This is a genomic window from Pseudomonas sp. BS3782 TE3695, from assembly GCF_050435305.1.
Taxonomy (GTDB): domain Bacteria; phylum Pseudomonadota; class Gammaproteobacteria; order Pseudomonadales; family Pseudomonadaceae; genus Aquipseudomonas.
In genome coordinates, this window is the sequence record NZ_JBNDKB010000001.1 from 755,633 (window position 1) to 776,316 (window position 20,684).

Consider the following 20,684-nt stretch of genomic DNA (forward strand, 5'->3'; position numbering starts at 1 on the left):
CCTTGAAAAATAGCAGGCTATCGAATTAATAGCCCTTTTCTATTCCCGGTATTGCCTGCAACACTGAAACCATCCAACGGGCGATCGTTGATAATGACCGCCTTACCCTAGATGACTACAAATCCGGCACACAGTTCTGAAAAGTTGTAGACGCTCACACCTCATCCTTAAGCTTGAGTAGGGGTTCCTGAAAGCGTAGCAAACGCCCGGCATTCCCGAGCACTAATAACGTGCTCAAGTTGTGTAACAGCGCGGCAATCATCGCACCTGCCGCGCCGAGCCAGCCGAATGCGGCGAACGCGACGATGGCCAGGGTCCAACCCAAACCGATGATCACGTTGACCTGCAAGGTCTGGCGGCATTGGCGACTCAAGCGTACGCAGGTTCCGAGCCGGCGCAGGTCGCTGCCGATCAGCACGATGTCGGCCGAGGCCAGCGCGATGTCCGCGCCGCCTGCGCCCATGGCCACGCCGACCACACCGGCCTTGAGCGCCAGGGAATCGTTGATACCGTCTCCCACCACCATTGGCCGGAATCCGCTGCCGATTTCTTTCAGCACACGATTGAGTTTGTCCTCGGGCAAGGCCTGGGCTTCGACATCATTAATGCCCACATCCCGGGCCAGCGTGTGCGCAACGCTCTGCCGATCCCCGGTGAGCAACAGCTGACGACCCAAACCCAATTCACGCAACTCACTCAGGGCAAACCGTGCCTCGAGTTTGATACTGTCAGCGAGCAACAGCCAGGCGAGAAATTCACCGTGGAGTGCCAGCCCGGCAATCGGGCCGTCGTGTTCGGGCACCGCGGATGTGGCGATGCCCAATTGCGCGAACAGCTCCGGACGACCGAGGGCCGCTTCCCCCTGTTCGGTCATCGCCACGACACCCAGCCCCTGACGCTCATGAATGTCCGAGAGCAGCAGAAAGTGTTCCTGGGTGACTAACCCGGCCAATGCACGGCTGACCGGGTGACTGCTGGCGGAACCGAGGCTGGCGGCGAGTTTCACTACGTAACTGCGATCCTCCAGCGGACTGTCGATGGATTGCAGACGCAAAGTGCCGAATGTCAGGGTTCCGGTCTTGTCGACTACCAACGAGGTCAGGTCAGCCAATTCTTCGAGGAACGCCGAGCTGCGAATCAGAATCCCGTGCCGAGCCGCCACCGCTACTCCGGCAATCGCCGTGGCCGGCGCCGACAACACCAACGCGCAAGGGCAAGCTGCGACCAACACCGCGAGCATCGCTTGCGCATCATTGGTCATAAACCAGGTCACAGCGGCCAGCAGCAACACCAGCACCATGTAGCTGCCGGCGTAGCGTTCGAGCAAACGGGTGATCGGCGGCTTGGAACGTTCGGCGCTTTGCATCAGCGCGATGACTTTACCCAGGGTCGATTCGTTACCGGTGCGGGTCACTTCAATGCGCAGCAGGCCATCAAGATTGATCGCCCCGCCGAACACCGACATGCCCACATCGGCCTCCATTGGCACCGACTCACCGGTGATCGAAGCGGTGTCGAGGCTTGCCTGACCGGACAATACCCGACCATCCGCCGGCACGCGATCACCCGCACGCACCTCCACGAGATCGCCGGCCTTGAGGGTGCCGTTATCGACTTCAACGACGGAACCGTCAGCCTGAATCTTGCGTGCATGGCTGCGGGTCAGTTTGCCCAGAGCATGAATCGCTTCCTGGGAACCGATCACGCTGCGCTCTTCCAGCACGTGGCCGAAGATCATGATGATCGGCAATAGCGCAGCGGTCAGCAGATCGCCCGTGGCCCAGGCGCCGAGCATGGCCAGGGCGATCAGTTGATCGGTGATCCCGTGCAGGCTCGGATAACGCAGGCTGTACCACGCCGAGCGCATGACCGGCACGGCCACCAGCAAGGAAGCGAAACCCAGTAGCAATTGGCTGACTCCGATCTGTTCCGGCGACAACCAGCGCCAGATCAGGCCCAACGCAAGCAACCCAAGCGCAAGCATGGCCAGGGTTAACTGGCGCGCGGCGCTATGTTGTTCAGCCGAGGACAACATGCTCGGCGCGGCGGCGGTTTGGACGGTCATTGCGCAGCTCCCTGAATGATCAGGCGGGAATCATCTTTTGGATCGACCGTGGTCACCGAGCCGGCCTGGCCGAGAATCTTCGGCATCCGCTCACGGTAAATCCGCAGCAGCATTTGCGGGTCGGTGCCTTGCTGTTGCGCCTTGGCCAAACTCAGCACCGTAGCGGTATCGGCAGAGGCTTTGGCCAGGCGTTCGCTGGCTTGTGCATGAGCCACTTGCAGCGTGCGGTCGGCTTGTTCGTTGGCGGACTGAGTCAACTTCTCGGCTTCGGTGCGCGCGTTGGCCACGGCTTTGTCGGCCTGCTGGCTGGCGGTTAACACCGCGTTGAACGCGTTCACCGCCGGGCCGGGCAGACTCGATTGCACATCGACCCGCGTCACTTCAATGCCCATCCCCTGCCCGGTCGCCGTCAGTTCGGCCAAGCGTTGATTGATGCCCCGCACCAGATCGCCCCGTAAACGTTCGCGACGCTCAGCGGCCTGATTGTCGGCGCCGATCAGTTCCGGTCGAGCCACCAGAATGGTGTCCAGGTCGCGCGCGGCGGTGAGCGCCACGGCACTGCGCGTCACCAGCCGATCCAGCGCCGGCAGCACATGTTCACCTTGGAGAACAAAGGCATAGGGCTCGATGACTTTATAGAACACCCGCACATCCAGTTGCACCACGCCCGCATCACCGGTCAGCAGATAACCGGAACCGGCGAGCGCATCGCTGATGGGCGTGGCGAAACTCGCGACTCGATCGGCCTGCAATGCGGCATCCGTGCGCAGCAGACTTTCCACCCGACGTTCGATCACCCGATCCGCCGCCGGCAACAAGATCACCTGCTCGAACGGGCGCGGCCATGCCAACAGCAAACCGGCATTTTGAATGCGATCCAGTGCGCCCAAGTGCAGCACCACGGCACGATTTTGCGGGTCGATCTGCCGTACATTGGAAAATGCCCACGCCAACGCAGCCAGCACGGTCACGGCATACAGCGCCAAAAAAGCCAAGCGTCCGGCCTGAATCCACGGGCTGCTCAACTCATGTGTTCCACGTGGAACTTTTAAATTCATGGCTGCAATCCGGACTTGTTATCGAGTGTTGGCGGCCCGTCAACCAACACGCGGAACGGCGCCGCATCGGTACGCAAAATCAGTTTGGTGCCTGGCGTGACGATAGTGCCCAAGGTGTCGAGAGAGCGCAGCAAGTTGTAGAGTTGCGGCGAACCGGCGTAGGCACGGCCGTAAATCTGCGCGGCTTCGACGCGGGATTGGGCTTCGATGTCCGCAGCTTTCACTGTCGCATCGGCTTGTACGATTCGCGCATCACGCTCGGCCGCGGAGCGAATTTGCGCCGCTTCACGCTTGCCGATGGCCGTGCGTTCAGTGGCGATGGTTTCGCGCTCGGCACGCATGCGATCGACAGTCGCGGTGAGTGTCACCGACGGCAAGGTCAAACGCTCGATGCCGACTTGCAGCACGCGCACGCCATAGGTCGTGAGTAACTGCTGATCGATCTGCTGACGCAGCTGCGCTTCAAAATCGGCGATGCGCACTTGGTTGGCATCGGTGTTCACCAGATTGGCCAGATCAAAACTGCTGGCAGTGGTTTCCAGCGCGGAGCCGACAAAAGTGCGAATCTGCCGCGCCGCTTCGTCCGGCTGGTTCTGCACGGCGCGCATAAAGCGTTGCACATTGTCCGGGTCACCCTGCACCTGCCAGGCCACGTAGGCTTGCACGATGATGCGCAGACCATCGCGCGTGCCCACATCCTGCAAACCGCTGGAGGTGGTGCGCAGCCGCAGATCCACCGGAATCGCCGCCTCGAACGGTGCCGGCCAGCGCCAGCCGAGACCTGGCTCCAGCAACACCCGCGATGGATTGCCGAAGCGAGTGATAACCGTGGCCTCTCCCGAACGCACCTGCACCAGGCTCGCCGCCGCAATGGCAAACGCCACCAGCAGCGCCGCCCAACCCATCCGCCGCCACGGGAAAGGGCCCGCTTCGTGTGCATCGCCGTGGTGATGATGGTGATGGCCGTGGTGATGCCCGCCATGGCCATGATCGTGGCCAGCGTGGTCATCGTGACCGCGATTGTGTGTAGGCGTCGGCTGGTTCAATGGGCGGCTCCTGGCTGAGCGGAATTACGCGGCGGCGCAGGCTCAGCCGGCAGCGTGAAGGTACGTAGGTCGATGGTCGGCGCATTACCGCTGCCGCCCAGGCGATGATCGAGAACCAGCAGCCTGGCGTTGGCCAAACCTTGGGTCAGTTGACTGAGGTATTGCTCCAGCACAAAGGCCTGGCCGGCGCTGGAATAAGCCTTTCGCTCGGCGGCAAATTTCAGGTCGGCGGTCTGCGCGGTCGCGTTGATTTCATGAGCGCTGGCCGTGGCTTGATCGTGAGCGATGCTGGCCTGCAATTGCGCCTGGTTGGTCGCTTCGGCCGCAGCCCCGCGCTCACGAGAAATCAATGCCTGAGCTGCAATCTGCGCCGCCTGCACGCCGTGATAAGCGTTGGCCGCCCCCGCTGGCGGATGAATGGCTTCGACCACCGTGGCAAGAATTTCCACGCCGCTGTCGAGCTTTTGCAGGTCAGCCTGCACGGCGCGTCCGATCTCTTCGGCCAGCCCTACCCTGTCCTCGCCGAGCAAACCATCGAGGGTTCGCGAGGCGAAATCGTGTACCAGAATCCGGCTGGCGGTGCTGCGGATCAACGTTGGCACATCGGCGCTGTTGTAGGTCGCGGCAAGTGCCGCCTGATCGCTCAGGCCGATGCGATAGATGAAGCGCACGTCCATGTTGACGATCTGGAAGCTCTGTTTGTCGGCGCGGCTACTGGCGATGACCTGGGATTTGTCATTCACATGGCTGGCGTCCCACAAGCGATTGGCAATCGCCGGTGCCGGGCCTTCAGCAGGTTCGGCCGCGACCGGTGCCGACGCTTCGCCCACGCTGGTGGCCAACTCGTGGACTACACCGTTTTCGACGCTCAGCACGCGGCCCAACGGCCACGGCAAACCGGCGTGCAAACCGGGACCGAACACCTGAACCGGTTTGCCGAAACGCTCGTAGATACCGCGCCCTTGCAGGGGAATTTCGTGAATGCCGGTGAGCGACCAACCGACGATAGCCACCACTGCCAGCACCGGCAAAAACGCCCGGCGCATGTAGGTAAGGGCCCAGATTTGCCGCAGGTCGATACCGAAGCGGTTGTGCAACTCATGCTGCAATGCGAGCAAAGGCTGCGGTGGCCAGCGCAGCATGTCGGCGACAAAGCTTCGCGCCAGCAACGCCGGCTCCAGCTGTTCACGACGAGGGCTGAACAGCGACAACACGGACCGCAACAGCAACTCGACGGCGACCAACCCCGGCAGCAGGCCGATCAGCACCGCCAGGCGCACCGGCCACACCGACGTTTCATTGCCGAACAACAAACACAGGGCGCTGAGCACCAGGCAGAAAATCGCCACCCGCGTCAGCTGCGCCAATGGTCCTGCTTCGGGCCACTGAGCGACATTCTCCTGCGTCAGTTGCCGCTCCAGCACCAGCAAACCGAAAGCCAGCAGCAACGACAGCGTGGCGCCGATACTGGCCGACAACCCCAATGCGGCGGGCGACAAGGTCAGATTCCAGACTTGCCCGATGCTGTATAACGTCAATAACGCCCAGCCAGCTAACCATAGCGTCGGCGCACCGATCTGCCCCAGCAAGCGCAACCAACGTTGGCTGATGCGGTCCAGCAACCGCTCGTACCAGCCTTCAGCGCCAACAACCTCCTCAACGACAACCACCGGCACCGACAATGCCGGGTTCATCGCCCCTGCGCGCCACTGCGTTACCCACCAGGCTGATTGCAGGCCGGCGACCAGCACCAGCAAACCGGCGCTCTGATTGACCAGCAACGCCGGCCAGAGCGACTGCGGCGCAAACAGTCCGACAAAAAACGCCAGCACCAACCCGATCGCCGCCAAGGCTCCCAAACCCATTGCGAATTGCCGCAATCGACGTCCTTGAACGACCGCCTGCTGAAAGCGCGGCAGTGCTGCTATTTGTGCCTTATCGTCATCGAGATCGACTTGCATACCACCCCAGCCATCGCTTGCATCACAATTCGTTACGATATAACGAAAGTGGTGAAATATTCGTCGTAAATCGCTCTATCAAAAAGCGGCGGACCTGTCGCCAAGCTGAAGCCTTGACCGAAATAGCTCGAAACGCACATATTACGTACGTAATTTTTATCCAAGACTACGTTTATCGATCCTGCCCCTTTCATCAGGAGTACCACCATGAGCACCTATGACGTCGTGATTCTGGGCGCAGGCCCCGGCGGTTATAACGCAGCGATCCGCGCCGGCCAGCTGGGTCTGAAAGCAGCCTGCGTGGAAGGCCGCGCCACCCTGGGCGGGACCTGCCTGAATGTCGGTTGCATGCCGTCCAAGGCGCTGCTGCATGCCTCCGAACTCTACGACGCGGCCATGGGGGCGGAATTCGCCAACCTGGGGATTGAGGTCAAACCTGTCCTCAACCTTGCTCAAATGATGAAACAGAAAGATGAAAGCGTTACCGGACTGACCAAAGGCATCGAGTTTCTGTTTCGCAAAAACAAAGTCGACTGGATCAAGGGCTGGGGCCACATCGACGGGCCGGGCAAAGTCACGGTGACCGACAGCCAGGGCACCAAGACCGAGCTGAGCGCCAAGGACATCATTATTGCCACCGGTTCCGAACCCACTCCCCTGCCCGGCGTGGACATCGATAACAAACGCATTCTCGACTCCACGGGCGCGCTGTCATTGGGCGAAGTGCCAAAGCACCTAGTGGTGATCGGCGCCGGGGTGATCGGCCTGGAGCTGGGCTCGGTATGGCGGCGCCTGGGTGCTCAGGTGACGGTGGTCGAATTTCTCGACCGGATCTGCCCCGGTGTGGATGGCGAAGCGGGCAAGACCCTTCAGCGCTCATTGAGCAAGCAAGGCATCAGCTTCAAATTGAGTTCGAAAGTCACCAGCGCCACCACCTCGGCGAGCGGTGTTCAGCTCAGCGTCGAACCGGCCACGGGTGGCACCGCCGAGTTGCTTGAAGCCGATTACGTGTTGGTGGCCATTGGTCGGCGCCCTTATACCCAAGGCCTGGGGCTGGAAAACGTCGGTCTCGTCACGGACAAACGCGGCATGCTCGCCAATAAGGGCCACCGCACCGAGGCCGCTGGCGTCTGGGTGATCGGTGATGTCACGTCTGGGCCGATGCTCGCCCACAAGGCCGAAGACGAAGCCATGGCCTGCATCGAGCAAATCGTCGGCAAGGCCGGTGAAGTCAACTACGACCTGATCCCCAGCGTGATCTACACCAAACCGGAGCTGGCCAGCGTCGGCAAGACCGAAGAACAGCTGAAGGCCGAAGGTCGCGCCTATAAGGTCGGCAAGTTTCCCTTCACCGCCAACAGCCGGGCGAAGATCAATCACGAAACCGAAGGCTTCGCCAAAGTATTGGCCGATGAGCGCACCGACGAAGTCCTCGGCGTGCACCTTGTGGGCCCCAGCGTCAGTGAGATGATTGGCGAATATTGCGTGGCGATGGAGTTCAGCGCCTCGGCCGAAGACATCGCCCTGACCTGTCACCCACACCCGACCCGCTCCGAAGCTTTGCGCCAGGCGGCAATGGATGTGGAGGGGATGGCGACGCAGATGTAGGGCCGATGACGCTGACTGAACTGGCGCTTTCGCGAGCAAGCCCGCTCCCACACTGGTTCTGTGAACACCACAGATCAAATGTGGGAGCGGGCTTGCTCGCGAATGGGGCGACTCGGTCTAAAGCGGCAAATGCCCCAACGGCAATGCCCCCGGGGTCTTTACCGTGTGAATCGCAAAGTTGCTGCGGATGTCGCTCACACCCGGCAATTTCAGCAGGCATCCGGTGAGAAAGCGGTCATAGGCGCGCAAATCCGGTACCACCACCTGCAACAAAAAATCGGATTCCCCCGACACCAGGAACGCCGAAATCACCTCAGGCAATGCCGTCACGGCCAAGCGAAAGGCTTCGGCCTGTTCATCGTTGTGGCGTTCAACTTTGACCCCGACAAACACTGTCAGCCCAAGGCCCACTTCATCTCGATCCAGATTGGCCTGATAGCCGCGAATCACGCCCGCCTCTTCCAGCATCCGTACCCGACGCAAACAAGGCGAGGCAGACAAACCGATTTCGTCAGCCAATTGCACGTTGCTCAGGCGACCGTCCCGTTGCAGCGCCGCCAGTATCTTGCGGTCATAGGCGTCCAGTTTCATGGTTTGGCAGATTCCGATGGTTCAATCATCACAAACTGGCAGGTTATGCCAAATATCGAGTCTTTAGAAGCTGACTACGCAATCACCTGCCCTGCTCTTCAGCCATAGACTGACCTCACCAAATCGACAACGAATGGGGTGCAACATGGCAGGACTCTGGCTGTTTTTCACGGCGCTGGCGGTGGTGTACCTGTTGCCGGGCCCGGACATGATTCTGCTATTGCAGACCGGCGCGCGTCAGGGCAAAGGCGCGGCGCTGGCCACGGCGTTGGGGCTCGGTGTGGCACGTGGTTGTCATGTGGCCCTGGCGGCGCTGGGTTTGGCGGCGCTGTTCAAGACGGCGCCCTGGACCTTCGACATGGTGCGCCTGGTCGGGGCCGCGTACCTGCTGTGGATCGGCATTCAGTGCCTGCGCACCACGATGCTGCCGAACTTGAACAGTGCAGGGTCCACGACTGAAAAATCGCATTGGCGCGAAGCGGTCCAGCGCGGTTTGCTGACCAACCTGCTCAACCCCAAGGCGCTGTTGTTCTGCTCGGTGCTGTTGCCGCAGTTCATTGAGCCGCACGCCGGGCCAGTGCTCGCGCAATTTGCAACGCTGGGTGTGATGCTGGTCGGTGTCGGGTTGTTGTTCGACAGTGCCTACGCACTGGTCGGCGCCGCACTCGGCCGCTGGCTGCAACGCAGTCCATCGGCCCAGCGGGTGCAGCAGTGGTTGTTCGGCAGCCTGCTGATCGGCTTCGCGGTGCGGCTGACCTTTGTGCAGCAGGGTTGAGGGTTGAGGCTTATCGCGCTCTACGACGACGGCGACTGATCAGCAGCAACGCCGCCGCCGTGATCGCCACAACAGCGCCCACTTGCACTGGCTTCTTGTAAGGCCGCAGCATCGAACGCGTAGCATCGGTCGCCTGGGTGACATAACGTTTGCTGGCGTTTTCAAAGTCGGGATAAGGGCATTGGTGACCGAAGTTTTCCGCCCAATCCACATAGGGACCTTCTTTCACATACCGTTGGTAGAAGGCACTTTCTTCTTCAAGGCTGGTGTTCCACCCCGCCGCCGCACACAACACCGCCGCAAAAGCCTGGCTGGTATGAGGCAGATTATCGGCAGCACGACTGGCCAAAGCCGTTGCGACATAACGATAGTGATAGCGCTCATCGGGTTGAGCGGCGCTGGCTTGCTGACGCAGGACCTCACCTTCAGCCACTAACGGGCCGACCTTTAGCTCACGGCTCTCAAGGCTGTAATTACCACCGAACGTGGCGTAATCCGGTGCCATTTCGTAGCCGAGAAGCTCCATGCCCCATTGGCGTGCCGTCCACGCGGCATTGAACAATGCCGCTGCACGTTTGGTCGGCCACCAGGCAGCGTCCGCTTCCTGTCGCAATTGCCCATACGCCTTGGCCTTGTTCTGCAGATCGACGTTGTCGAAGTAAGCCGGCGCTTCGTCATAACGCCCTTCACGCAACAGGCGCCGCCCGAGCAAATTGCGCAGGTTCGCGGCTATCGGCAACGGCACATAATTATCGCGATTCTGCTGGCTGAGCGGCGGCGGTGCGGGCACCTGAGTGTCGACGTACTGCTTGAGTTCATCGAGAGTCAGCACCCGCTCGGCAACGGTGGCTGCGTCGTACCAGTAAATGTTTTGGCTGCGATAAAGCTGATCAAAGGCTTGCAGATAATCCCCGCGTTGCAGGGCCAGGATCGCGCTTTCGCCATCGACCCGGCACTTGGGCTGCACTGTTTCGTAATCCCAGTCCGGGGTCCGTCGCTCACCCCAGGACTCGTTCTGCGGGAAGGCCTGAGCGGCCTTGGCATAGGCCGCCGCTGCAGTGTTTTTATCGCCATCGCGCAACGCCAGTTTCGCCCGCAGCCACCACGCGAGACCGCCGTCACCGGCCTGTTCGAGGAAGGCTTTGGCACTGGCGTAATCGCCCTGTTGATAATTCATCGCCGCCAGGCGATCCGCGTTATCCAGGCTGCCGCGAGTGCTGTTTTGCAGCAGCTTGATCAGTTTTTGTTCGTTCGGCGGTTGATCACCGAATGACCAGCCCAGTCGACTGATCAATGACGCCGTCACCAGTTGCTGCACCGTTTTGCCCTTGAGCAACACGGCCAGTTGATCGTCGGGCATTACCATCAGATCGGCCATCAACAACTTCAACGAGCTGTAGCCCACCGCCGAACCGTGGAGGTTCTGCGTCGCATAAAGTTTGATGGCGCTATCCCAATCGCCAGCGGTGCGGGCCACTCGCGCTTCTTCGCCAAGGCTGGCAACACCCAGTTCCAGCGGGTCGCTGAAGCCGTCGATGCTCAGTTGACGAGTCTGCTCGAAGGCCTTTCGGGATTGAGCCAACAGATCGGAACCTGCGCCCGCCTCTGAACTCATGGCAAACAGTGCCCGCCCCAACGAGTAAGCCGCCCAGGTACTGCGCAACGCACGTTGATCCGCCGGCAGCGCCAGCACTTTCTGAAAATATTCAGCGGCCAAACCAGGGTCACCCGCGTTGAACGCCACCGCGCCCGCCAGGTACAACCTGTGCTCGGCCGGCAGGCTCGCGCCTTGCTCTTCAACCTGACGGGCATCGGTCAGGCTGCGCAGCTGTTGCACCAGTGCTTGCTGCTCAGGCGTCAAACCAGCCTGTTCGGCGGTGTTGCGCTGACCCGCGTAATCCGGCCCATCGCCGTAACCGTCCCCCGGAATGTTGGTGGCTGCGGTGACATTTTTCAGTCCCGCAATGGCATGCCCGAGGCGACTGATCTCAAAGTTGAAGTTGCCTTCCGGCAGTTCCGCCAGCGACTGGCCACGGTTGTCCAGCAGGCGCATGGGGAAGTCCGGCCCGCAGGCCAACGCCGAGCCCAACGGCAAGCTGAGGCTCAGGCAAAGCACATGGCGGGGCCAGTTACGGATGAACATTCGAACCTCCTTGATCAATAGTTGCGCAGCGGGCCCAACCGATGGCGCGCTGCCCGCCGGCCGGTATTCGACCCTCGCGCAGGCGGGTGAAGGTAAGCAGATCCGGGCGCTGTTGCAATGCATAACCGGCCAGTGCATCGGCGCCATCGCAGCCTTGCACCGCCAGTGTCAGCCGTTCGGGCCAGGCGCTGTCGAGGTTGCCGTGGTTGCTGACGCTGATGTCGTAGAGGCCGTCCTGCGCCGAGAGCTTCAATTTCACGCGGCTGTCGAGCGTATCGCCGCGCGCCACCGCGATGAGCGTCGTCAGGCTCCAGGCCCTGCGATCATTGGCCAGCGGCAGGCGAAACCATATCAGCCCGGCCAGATGAGCCGGTGGATCGGCGCGCAACTCGGCGCCGAGTTTGCTCAGTTGCAGCGGATCCGCCAGTAACTCCCGGCGTTCGCCGCCCCGCTCGATGGGCACTTCACTTTCCACGAGCGGCGCGCCACCGTCCCCCGGCAACAACGCCACGCCATAAGCCGGCAATGCCAGATAAAACGGTTTCGACGTGATACGGCTCCAGCCCCTGGCCCATTGCCGTGCCTGATTCGAGTCGAACAAACCACGCCGTGGATCGCTCACCGCGTGCACCTGCAAAACGCTGCTGTCGACGGTCGCCAGCAGCGCCGGCAATTCGGGGCTGTCGAGCCAGGCCGGCAATGCCGTGATGCTCAACGGCAAGGAAGCGGGCAGAACGGCGCGTAAATGCGTGAGGAATTCGCGATAGGCCGGTAGCCGGGCGTTGCCCGCATCGTGGTCGATTTCCACGCCGGAGAGGATCAGCCCCTGCCCTTGCCAATCGCTGAGCACTTGCTGGATTTGTGCGGTGACCTGCTCTTGATCCAGGCCCGGGAGCTGGCCATCCAGACGAATCACCGCAATCAGCGGTCGGCCATCACGCTTGAGCAGCACCGGATCGATCCGTGCCCGGCTCCAGCCGGCCTGCGCAAAGGCCTGCAAGGCCAGCACGCGCAAGGTCGAGAAATCGGCGCGGCTGTCGCGCAGCGCGGCGTCATGGGCCGGCGTCCATTGGCGTTGCCAGACGTAGAGTTGCTGATCGAGCGGCGGCGCGTCCGGTCGCTCGCAACCGCTAAGCAACAGCAATGCGGCCAGCAAGGCTGACAGACGAATGAAAAACACAATGAGCCCTCATCCTCTGTGGCGAGGGAGCTTGCTCCCGCTCGGCTGCTGTAGGAGCTGCCGAGTGCAACGAGGCTGCGATCTTTCCCTGGTCAATTGAGTCGGTGTGGAAGATCAAGATCAAAAAATCGCAGCCTTCGGCAGCTCCTACAGCAACCCAACGGGAGCAAGCTCCCTCGCCACAATTGATCGAATACGAATTCCCGGCAGCCTACTCAGCCATTGGCTTGCGGGCAATGATCACCTGACTTTTCGCTACTACCGCATCCAGCGCCTGTTTAATCTGCGCCCCCCGTGGCGAGGACAGCACGGCTTGCCAGGTGTCGGCCCAATGGTTGAGCAATGGATGGTCGGCGTTGCTGAAATCGACCTTGGCCTCCCAGAACAACAGCATCCACATCGACCAATAAAACCCGTACTGGCTGTGGCTGATGACGTCCAGGCCGGCGTCGCTGACCATCGCTTTGAACTGCTCTTCGCTGATGATGCGAATGTGGTTGGGCTTCTGGAAATACTCCGGCGCCGCGATGTCTTTTTGCAGGTCTTCGGAACTGGGGTGCGGAACACTGAGCAAATACAGCGCCCCGGGCTTGCCGACCCGCACCAGTTCGGCGAGGAACTGCGCCGGATCGTCGACATGCTCGATAACCTCGGTGGACACCACCCGGGTCGCGGTCGCGTCGGCAATCGGCAGCGGGTTGCAGTCCGTGACATGGTACTCGACGCCCCGCGCCGGCGTGTCGCTCAGGCGCTGACGAGTCGCTTCGACCTTGGCGGCGTCGATGTCGGCAATGATGATCTTCGCCCCGCGCATGCCGCAGAAATGCACGTTGCCTCCGTCACCGCAGCCCACGTCCAGCAGCGTGTCCTCGGGGCTGACCGGGAAGCCGGTGAACAGCTCACCGGTTTGCTGGTTGAACCAGCCGCTGAGCATCGCGTCATGCAGGCCGAGCATGTACGGGTCGACCTTGTCGGCAACCGAGGGTGCCGGCGTCAGCGGCTGCGCGGCAGCAGACGTGCCCGCCGTGAGTTTCTTCAAAAGGCTCAGCATGAGGTGGCTCCAGAGGATGGAAGGGCTGATCGGGACACGCGCAAGTGATGCACCAGGCGGACACCCCGGTTGCGCATGGGTAGCTCGATGAATCGATAGTTGAGTTCACTCAGCAGCACGATCAGGGTCATGGCACAAAACAGCGCCAGTGCCGGCTGCATCGCCATGTCCTGCCAACCGGCGGGCGCGAAACGAAACCAGCCTTCGCGTACGACAAAGAACGCCGGAATGTGAATCAGGTAAATGCCATAGGAACGGGCGCCCAACCAGACCAGTACTTGCTTGAGCTTGCCCTTGGGCAACAGGTAATCGCGATTGTAGGAAGCGATCCAGACCAGCAGCGCGCACAACAAGGCAATCGCGGCGACCCGATAGCTCGCCAGGTTGAAAGGTGTGCTCGCCAGCACGCTCAGTGCAGCGCCCAGGCCGATCAGCGTCAACAGGCCTGACCAACGACGGCGCAACCATCGTGGCTCCCAGGTCAGATAGCTCGGCCTCGAGCTCCACATCGCCAGCAACACACCCAATGCCAGGGCATCGGTCCTGATACTCATCAACAGCGCTGAACGCCAAGTGAACAGTTGCACGGCAACCAAGGCCAGCAACACCCACACCAACCGCTTGCGGCAGACGAGGATCAGTAAGGGCAGCAGCAGGTAGAACTGCTCTTCAAGGGACAGGCTCCAGTAAACGAAACTGGCACCGTATTCGAAGCGCATGAAGCTTTCAGCGAAGCGCAAATTGGCCAATTGCAGAAAGCCCGCCAGCGTCGCCTGCAGATTGGCCTGCACCGTGCCAAAGGCGCCCGAATGATTGAAAAACAGTGCGCCCGCTAACATCAGCAACAGCCACAACCAGGCGGATGGCAACAGACGAAAGGCCCGGCGAATCCAGAAACCGCGGGTTTCCAGCCAGAAGGCCTGGGGTGTCTGGCAACCACGCAGCAGCGGAATCAAGCCTCGGGCGATGACAAACCCGGAGATGACAAAAAACAGGTCCACGCCCCACCAGAATTGCCCGTGGGCCGTGCCCGATTCGAAACCCGGCAGCCCACCCGGAAATGGCATGGTTTGCAGGTGATGCACCAGCACACCAAGCACTGCGATCCCGCGCAACAATTCGATGTCGAGAATCCGTCGACTGCTCATCGCGCAGCCCCAGCCTTTGAGTCGGTCGCCATCGGTTTACGTGCAATGATCACCTGACTCTTGGGCATGAACTGATCGAGCATCTGCTTGATCGCCAGTCCATTGGGTTGCGCCAGCAGGTCTTGCCAGGTTCTCGCCCAACTCTCCATCAGCGGCGGATAGGGCGCTTGAATCCGGTCACGTACCGCGCCGCCCAAGTCGCGCCCGGCCGCGCGCTCGCTGGCCCAGAAGAAGATCATGCCCATCACCCAGAAAAACCCGGTGGCCTGACGATGCTCGATCACCAGGCCGGCGTCCTCCACCAGGGCGGCGAAACGTTCCGGGGTAAAAATCTGCACGTGATTGGGCGACTGAAAATAACTGGCAGGGGCGATGCCCTGCTGCAAATGTTCGCCCACCGGCGCCGGTACGCTGAGCAAATACTGCGCACCCGGACGGCCCATGCGCACCAGCTCGGCCATGAAGGGTTCGGGTTGATCGATGTGCTCAAGCACTTCCATGCACACGATTTTGCTCGCGCAGCCATCGGCCAGCGGCAACGGCAGGCTATTGCTGACCAGCCCCAGGTTGGGCTTATCCGTCTGCGCGTCCACTTGCCGGGCCAGATCACGGACCTTGTCGTGCTCACTGTCGGTGAAAATCACTGAGGCGCCTTGACGCACCGCAAACAACGTCGCAACGCCTTCACCGCAACCGACGTCCAGCAAGGTGTCGTGCGCCGTGATTGCAAAACCCTTGAGCAATTCGCCGCTGTCGTTCAAAAACCAGCCATCGAGGATGGCGTCGTGCAAGCCGACATCGCGCGGTGACACGCTGTCTTGCGCAACCGGTGCAGGTACAGCTTTGGCTTCCGTCACCGGACGCAGCCGCCGAATCAATGCGCGGATCATGCCTGGGGGGTTTCCATGGCAGCCGCAGCGCGGGTTTCGAACAGCCGGCCCAGGAATTCTTTCAGACGCTGTTCAGCGGTTGCCTGGCTGCAAAAGTTCTGCAGGCTGGTCACCGCGTGGGCGGACATTCTTGCATAGCGTTGCGGGTCGTCACTAGCCACCGCATAGCTGGCCTGATAGGCCGTGCACAGCGAGGCCCAGTTGGTGATGTAACGCAGGGTGCGAAACGCCTTTCGCGGGTCGTGGGGCCAGGCCGTCAGCTCATCCGTGGAGTCGATGAGGAAAGCATTGTCCGCGTCCAGATAATCGATCATCGCCGTGGTGCGCGGCGCCACCGCCGGCTTGCCGCAGGACATGAACTCCATCAGCGGCAGGCACTGGCCTTCGCCATAGGATGTGTTCACCACGTAACTCGTGGCCTGCACCAGGCGCTCGTAGTCCGCATCTGCGAGGTAGCCGTAAATCAACACGATACGGCAGCGGTAGGGCTGGTTTTTGTACAAGTGATGAAGGATATCGGTCAGCGCTTCTTCGGCATCGTGGTGCGTCAACTTGAGCACCAGCGTGGCGTCTTCTACCTCGCGGAAGGTCACGCAAAAAGCACTCAGCATGTCTTCCCAATTCTTGCGCCCGTCGCCGGGGTTGAACACCGAGGTGTAGATCACACCGTCGAGTAGCAACTCTTGTTCACGAGCGGGCGCCTGAAAGTCGATGCCCTTGCCGGCACGCAAATGCGCAGGGCCAAAGGCTCGCAGATCAAGTTGACGACTGTCCGCCAGCAAGCCTTTGATCTTCAATCGCACCTGGCAAGCCTTTGGCTGACGCTGCAATTGCGCACCGCGTGCAGCAAAGCGATCCCACACCGGTGCCGGCACCGCGACGATCGGATAGTCGGCGCCCATGGCTTCGCGCACGGCATTGACGGTGTAGCTGGAATGGGTGATCGCTGCACCGCTCGCGCGCAATACCGTGCGCCAGTCATTACGTGGTTCACCGGCGAACGGCTCATTGGGAATGGTGCTGAATTCCCACGCAAACACCGCCAGTGTCGGACAGGCGAAATGCACAGGCGTGCGATGGGGCGGCGAGAACGAAAGGAACACGCAGTCTTCGCCACGGGACAGACAGTCAAGGTACAAAGCGTCGACTTCAGTCTGCGGGTCGCTGACTTCCACTACCCGCCCCAGGCGCTCCAGCACCGGTCGATATTCTTTGAGCACGAAGTAGTAACTGTATTCCGAACGGCCCAGGTTCTGGGCAATGGTGCGCTGGTTGGTTTCCGAATGAATGATGATCAACATGAGGCGTCATCCGTTACGGCTGTTGCCGGCACACCCTGTGGCGCCAGCCCGAAAAAGTCCGCCAAGCGCTGCTGCACTGGAGTGAAGGCGCAGTAATCGTGCATGCGCTCGATCGCGGCATGAGCCATTTGCTGGTATTCCAGCGGCTGTTCCTTGGCGATCCGGTAGCTGTTTTCGTAGGCCGTTTTCAACGATCCCCAGTCCGGTCGATAACGCAGGGTCCGATAGATGATGCGGGTGTCCTGAGGCCAGATGGTCAGCTCTTCGCTGGACTTGACCACAAACGCCACGCGCTCATCGATGTAATCCTCCATGGCCGTGTGATCCGGCGCGATCACCGGTTTGCCGCTGGCCATAAACTCCATCAGCGGCAGACACAAGCCTTCGCAGCGCGAGGCGTTGACGTAGTAACTCGCCGCCTCATAGAGCCGGGCATATTGCGGATCGTCCAGGTAACCGTGCATCACCACCACTCGGCAGGCGAATGGGGACAGTTGCGCCAGCAAGGTCATCAACTCGGTGTAATAGGACGACAGATCGCTCTGGGTAATCTTCAGCACCAGTGTGGCATCCGCGGTGTCACGGAACGCCCAGCAGAATGCGCTGATCAGTTGATGCCAGTTTTTTCGCCCGTCCTTGGGGTTGAACACGGTGACGTAGACCACGCCGTCGACATGGGTCTGAACCTGCTCCGTAGTGTCCGGAAGGTCCACGGCTGCGGGTACGTGGACCGGCACCGACTGTGGACCGGCAATGCGCGGGAAGTATTTTGCGAGCCTGGAATGAGCCGGGTCAGACAACAGATCGCGAATCCCTTCCCTGTACCACAGGCTCAAAAAGTGAGTGCGATGGACCGGCACCGGTTGCGCCTTGCCCAGGTCCAGCGCCCACAGGCGCAAGTAGTGCCTGGCGATGACGAAGCGGCGCTTCAGGGTCAGCGGCGGCGGACGCAAGGCCTCGAGTTCCGCCTGTTGCTCAGCGGTCAGCGGCGGCGGAATCAGCGAGTCGGCGCACAGCCCCAGCGTACGGGTATCAAGGATGCAGCCCTTGATGTCGAGTGTCGAACCGGCATTGACCGGCATACTGGAATGACGGCTACGGATGACCGCGAAGTTTTCCCACAACGGCGTCGGCAAGACCAACACCGGAAAGTCTTCGCCCAAGGCCCGACGGATCGCCCGGGCCGTATGACTGGAGAGCGTAATCACCCGGCCCTGGCGCGCCAGCATGCGGGTCCAGTCCTGGCGTGGATCGTTGTCCCACTGCTCATCGGGAATCGAATCGAACTCCCAGGCCACCACGCACATGGTCGGGCACTCAAGGTCGTTCGGGGTTTTCTGCGGCGGGGTGAAAGACAGGAACAAGCTGTCTTCGCCGGCGGCACGCAGCTGCCTGTAGAGAGGATCGACTTCGGCGGTGGAGGACACCACATGCACCCGCCCAAGGCTTTCGAGCACTGGGCGATAAGCCTTGAGCACGAAGTAATAACTGTATTCGGGACGACCGAGGCTCTGGCTGATGGAACTGTCGTTGACGTCCGAGTAAAGAATAAAATTCATGGCATCCCACGATGAAGCCGCCATCCCGGCGACCTCACTCTATGACGGCAAAGCCACGGATCGAGTCGGTGTGTCGTCCTCGTCTATAGTCTTCATGCCCGTCTACGTTCTTGTTTTAGTGGTCAGTTTCGCGGCGTTGCAGAACAACCCTGCCGAACCCTGGGCGATCGTGACGAGGGGCATTCTAAACACATCCATTAAGGGTTCGTGAACCGCTCGGCGAGAATAAACAGGCCTGCAAAAACGAGAACTGATCAGTCACGGTGGGACTTATTGAAATTGCTGCGCAATTGGCACAGATTGGCTACCAAACAATTACAACAACGACTTCGCCTGTCTTCCTACGAAGGTTTTTCTTCGGTCTGACAGACTTTTCCTAAAGCCTGTGGGAAATGGCAGAAGTTCAGCATTGAGGGGACCGCTGCTTGAAAAAGCGTCTGTTCGTAACGGGTCTGAGTGGATTCGTAGGACAACATATTCAATCTCGTCTGAAGGCTGATGCCTCGGAATGGGAACTGCTGCCCGCCCCTTCCCGTTACGATCTTGCACAGCCAGAAAGCCTTGAAGGCCTATGGCCGGAAATGCCCGATGCGGTCATTCATCTGGCTGGCCAGACTTTCGTCCCCGAAGCCTTTCGTGATCCGGCACGCACGCTGAACATCAACCTGCTGGGCACCCTCAACCTGCTTCAAGCCCTCAAGGCCCGTGGCTTTATCGGCACCTTTTTGTACGTCAGCTCCGGTGATGTCTATGGCCAGGTCAACGAAGCCGATCTGCCCATCACCGAAGTCCATCCACCCTGCCCGCGCAACCCTTACGCCGTGAGCAAACTCTCGGCCGAATTCCTGAGCCTGCAATGGGGCCTGAGCGAGGGCTGGCCCGTATTGGTCGCGCGCCCGTTCAACCACATCGGCACCGGGCAGAAGGACAGCTTCGTCATCGCCAGCGCGGCGCGGCAGATCAGCCGAATCAAGCAAGGCCTGCAAACACCGCAACTGGAAGTCGGTGACATCGACGTCACTCGCGATTTCCTCGATGTGGGCGACGTGGTGTCGGCCTACTTCGCCTTGCTGGAAAAAGGCACCTCGGGGCAGGTCTACAACATTTGCTCGGGGCGCGAGCAGAGCATTCGCAGCTTGATCGAACAGCTGGGGGATCTCGCCCAGGTCGATGTGCAACTGGTTCAGGATCCGGCGCGTCTTCGCCGCGCGGATCAACGTCGCGTTTGTGGCAGCCATGCCAAGCTTGCCCAGACCACAGCCTGGACGCCTGAAATCACAACACAACAATCCTTGCGGGCGATCCTGTCCGACTGGGAGAAGCGAGTACGACAAGAATGACAAAAAGTGCATTGATCACAGGGATCACCGGTCAGGACGGCGCCTATCTGGCCAAACTGCTGCTCGACAAGGGTTACACCGTTCATGGCCTGGTGGCACGGCGCAGCAGCGATTCACGTTGGCGACTGCGCGAGACCGGGATCGAGGGCGATATCGTCTATCTGGATGGCGACATGGCCGATGCCTGCTCGGTGCAGCGAGCGGTGATCAAGTCAGCGCCGGACGAGGTCTATAACCTGGCCGCGCAAAGCTTTGTCGCCGCCTCTTGGGATCAACCGGTAACCACTGGCATCGTCGACGGCCTGGGCGTGACTCACCTGCTCGAAGCGATCCGTCAGTTCAGTCCGCACACCCGTTTCTATCAAGCGTCCACCAGCGAAATGTTTGGCTTGATTCAGGCCGAGCAGCAGGACGAAAACACGCCGTTTTATCCGCGCAGCCCTTACGGCGTGGCCAAACTCTATGGCCACTGGATCACGGTGAACTATCGCGAAAGCTTCAACCTGCACGCCAGCAGCGGGATCCTGTTCAACCACGAATCACCGCTGCGCGGCATCGAGTTCGTGACCCGTAAAGTCACCGACGCCGCCGCTCGCATCAAACAAGGCAAACAGCAGGAGCTGCGCCTGGGCAACATCGACGCCAAACGCGATTGGGGCTTCGCTGGCGATTATGTCGAAGCCATGTGGCTGATGCTGCAACAAGACACGCCTGACGATTATGTGGTCGCCACCGGCGTGACCACCACCGTGCGCGAAATGTGCCGCATTGCCTTTGATCACATTGGCCTCAACTACCGCGACTACGTGAAGATCGACCCGGCGTTTTTCCGCCCGGCCGAGGTAGAAGTGCTGCTGGGTAACCCGGCCAAGGCCCGGCGTGTACTGGGCTGGAAGCCAAAAACCGATCTGAACACCTTGATCCGCATGATGATGGATGCGGACATGAAACGCGTAGCCAAGGAGTAG

General features: G+C 60.7%; 16 protein-coding genes. 4 read left to right on the plus strand and 12 right to left on the minus strand.

Going from position 1 to position 20,684, the window contains the following annotated elements:
- Positions 1-154: 154 nt before the first annotated feature.
- Genes ABH909_RS03375 through hflK (ABH909_RS03390) form a run of 4 tightly spaced genes read right to left on the minus strand, consistent with a single transcriptional unit; the run spans position 155 to position 6,130 of the window.
- Positions 155-2,065, minus strand: coding sequence for a heavy metal translocating P-type ATPase (locus tag ABH909_RS03375; RefSeq protein WP_429430507.1), 1,911 nt, complete (start codon positions 2,063-2,065; stop codon positions 155-157).
- On the minus strand, positions 2,062-3,123 hold the full coding sequence (gene hflK, locus ABH909_RS03380) for a protease modulator HflK (protein WP_429430509.1): 1,062 nt from the start codon (positions 3,121-3,123) through the stop codon (positions 2,062-2,064). Before hflK (ABH909_RS03380) ends, ABH909_RS03375 begins: the two co-directional genes overlap by 4 nt.
- Positions 3,120-4,169 (minus strand): protease modulator HflC, encoded by a 1,050-nt coding sequence (gene hflC, locus ABH909_RS03385; protein ID WP_429430511.1) that lies wholly within the window; start codon positions 4,167-4,169, stop codon positions 3,120-3,122. Before hflC ends, hflK (ABH909_RS03380) begins: the two co-directional genes overlap by 4 nt.
- On the minus strand, positions 4,166-6,130 hold the full coding sequence (gene hflK / locus ABH909_RS03390; protein WP_429430513.1) for a protease modulator HflK: 1,965 nt from the start codon (positions 6,128-6,130) through the stop codon (positions 4,166-4,168). The genes hflC and hflK (ABH909_RS03390) overlap by 4 nt, the downstream gene beginning before the upstream one ends.
- Positions 6,131-6,337: 207 nt before the next feature.
- On the opposite strand from hflK (ABH909_RS03390), the gene lpdA reads away from it, so the two are divergent.
- Complete coding sequence (lpdA, locus tag ABH909_RS03395) at positions 6,338-7,738, plus strand: dihydrolipoyl dehydrogenase (RefSeq protein ID WP_429430515.1); 1,401 nt, start codon at positions 6,338-6,340, stop codon at positions 7,736-7,738.
- Between the two features lie 117 nt (positions 7,739-7,855).
- Here lpdA and ABH909_RS03400 read toward each other — a convergent pair whose 3' ends face one another.
- Positions 7,856-8,329, minus strand: a complete 474-nt coding sequence (locus tag ABH909_RS03400; protein ID WP_090326856.1) for an Lrp/AsnC family transcriptional regulator — start codon at positions 8,327-8,329, stop codon at positions 7,856-7,858.
- A 145-nt stretch (positions 8,330-8,474) separates the two neighbouring features.
- On the opposite strand from ABH909_RS03400, the gene ABH909_RS03405 reads away from it, so the two are divergent.
- Positions 8,475-9,104, plus strand: coding sequence for a LysE family translocator (locus ABH909_RS03405; protein ID WP_429430518.1), 630 nt, complete (start codon positions 8,475-8,477; stop codon positions 9,102-9,104).
- 10 nt (positions 9,105-9,114) lie between these two features.
- On the opposite strand, the gene ABH909_RS03410 is transcribed toward ABH909_RS03405, so the two are convergent.
- From ABH909_RS03410 to ABH909_RS03440, 7 genes are all read right to left on the minus strand, one after another.
- Entirely contained in the window at positions 9,115-11,247 is a 2,133-nt protein-coding gene (locus tag ABH909_RS03410) for a hypothetical protein (RefSeq protein WP_429430520.1), read from the minus strand.
- Positions 11,234-12,430 (minus strand): DUF3142 domain-containing protein, encoded by a 1,197-nt coding sequence (locus ABH909_RS03415; RefSeq protein ID WP_429439731.1) that lies wholly within the window; start codon positions 12,428-12,430, stop codon positions 11,234-11,236. Before ABH909_RS03415 ends, ABH909_RS03410 begins: the two co-directional genes overlap by 14 nt.
- A 208-nt stretch (positions 12,431-12,638) precedes the next feature.
- Positions 12,639-13,478: a class I SAM-dependent methyltransferase gene (locus ABH909_RS03420; RefSeq protein ID WP_429430522.1), complete on the minus strand. Its 840-nt coding sequence runs from the start codon at positions 13,476-13,478 to the stop codon at positions 12,639-12,641.
- Positions 13,472-14,626 (minus strand): acyltransferase family protein, encoded by a 1,155-nt coding sequence (locus ABH909_RS03425; RefSeq protein WP_429430524.1) that lies wholly within the window; start codon positions 14,624-14,626, stop codon positions 13,472-13,474. Before ABH909_RS03425 ends, ABH909_RS03420 begins: the two co-directional genes overlap by 7 nt.
- The gene (locus ABH909_RS03430) at positions 14,623-15,516 is read right to left on the minus strand and encodes a class I SAM-dependent methyltransferase (protein ID WP_429430525.1); all 894 of its coding nucleotides are present in this window, start codon (positions 15,514-15,516) and stop codon (positions 14,623-14,625) included. The genes ABH909_RS03425 and ABH909_RS03430 overlap by 4 nt, the downstream gene beginning before the upstream one ends.
- Positions 15,513-16,817, minus strand: coding sequence for a glycosyltransferase (locus tag ABH909_RS03435; protein WP_429430527.1), 1,305 nt, complete (start codon positions 16,815-16,817; stop codon positions 15,513-15,515). The genes ABH909_RS03430 and ABH909_RS03435 overlap by 4 nt, the downstream gene beginning before the upstream one ends.
- The gene (locus ABH909_RS03440; protein ID WP_429430529.1) at positions 16,811-18,376 is read right to left on the minus strand and encodes a glycosyltransferase; all 1,566 of its coding nucleotides are present in this window, start codon (positions 18,374-18,376) and stop codon (positions 16,811-16,813) included. The genes ABH909_RS03435 and ABH909_RS03440 overlap by 7 nt, the downstream gene beginning before the upstream one ends.
- A gap of 425 nt (positions 18,377-18,801) precedes the next feature.
- Here ABH909_RS03440 and ABH909_RS03445 point away from each other — a divergent pair, with 425 nt between their 5' ends.
- Positions 18,802-19,716, plus strand: a complete 915-nt coding sequence (locus tag ABH909_RS03445; protein WP_429430531.1) for a GDP-mannose 4,6-dehydratase — start codon at positions 18,802-18,804, stop codon at positions 19,714-19,716.
- The gene (gene gmd, locus ABH909_RS03450; protein WP_429430533.1) at positions 19,713-20,684 is read left to right on the plus strand and encodes a GDP-mannose 4,6-dehydratase; all 972 of its coding nucleotides are present in this window, start codon (positions 19,713-19,715) and stop codon (positions 20,682-20,684) included. The genes ABH909_RS03445 and gmd overlap by 4 nt, the downstream gene beginning before the upstream one ends.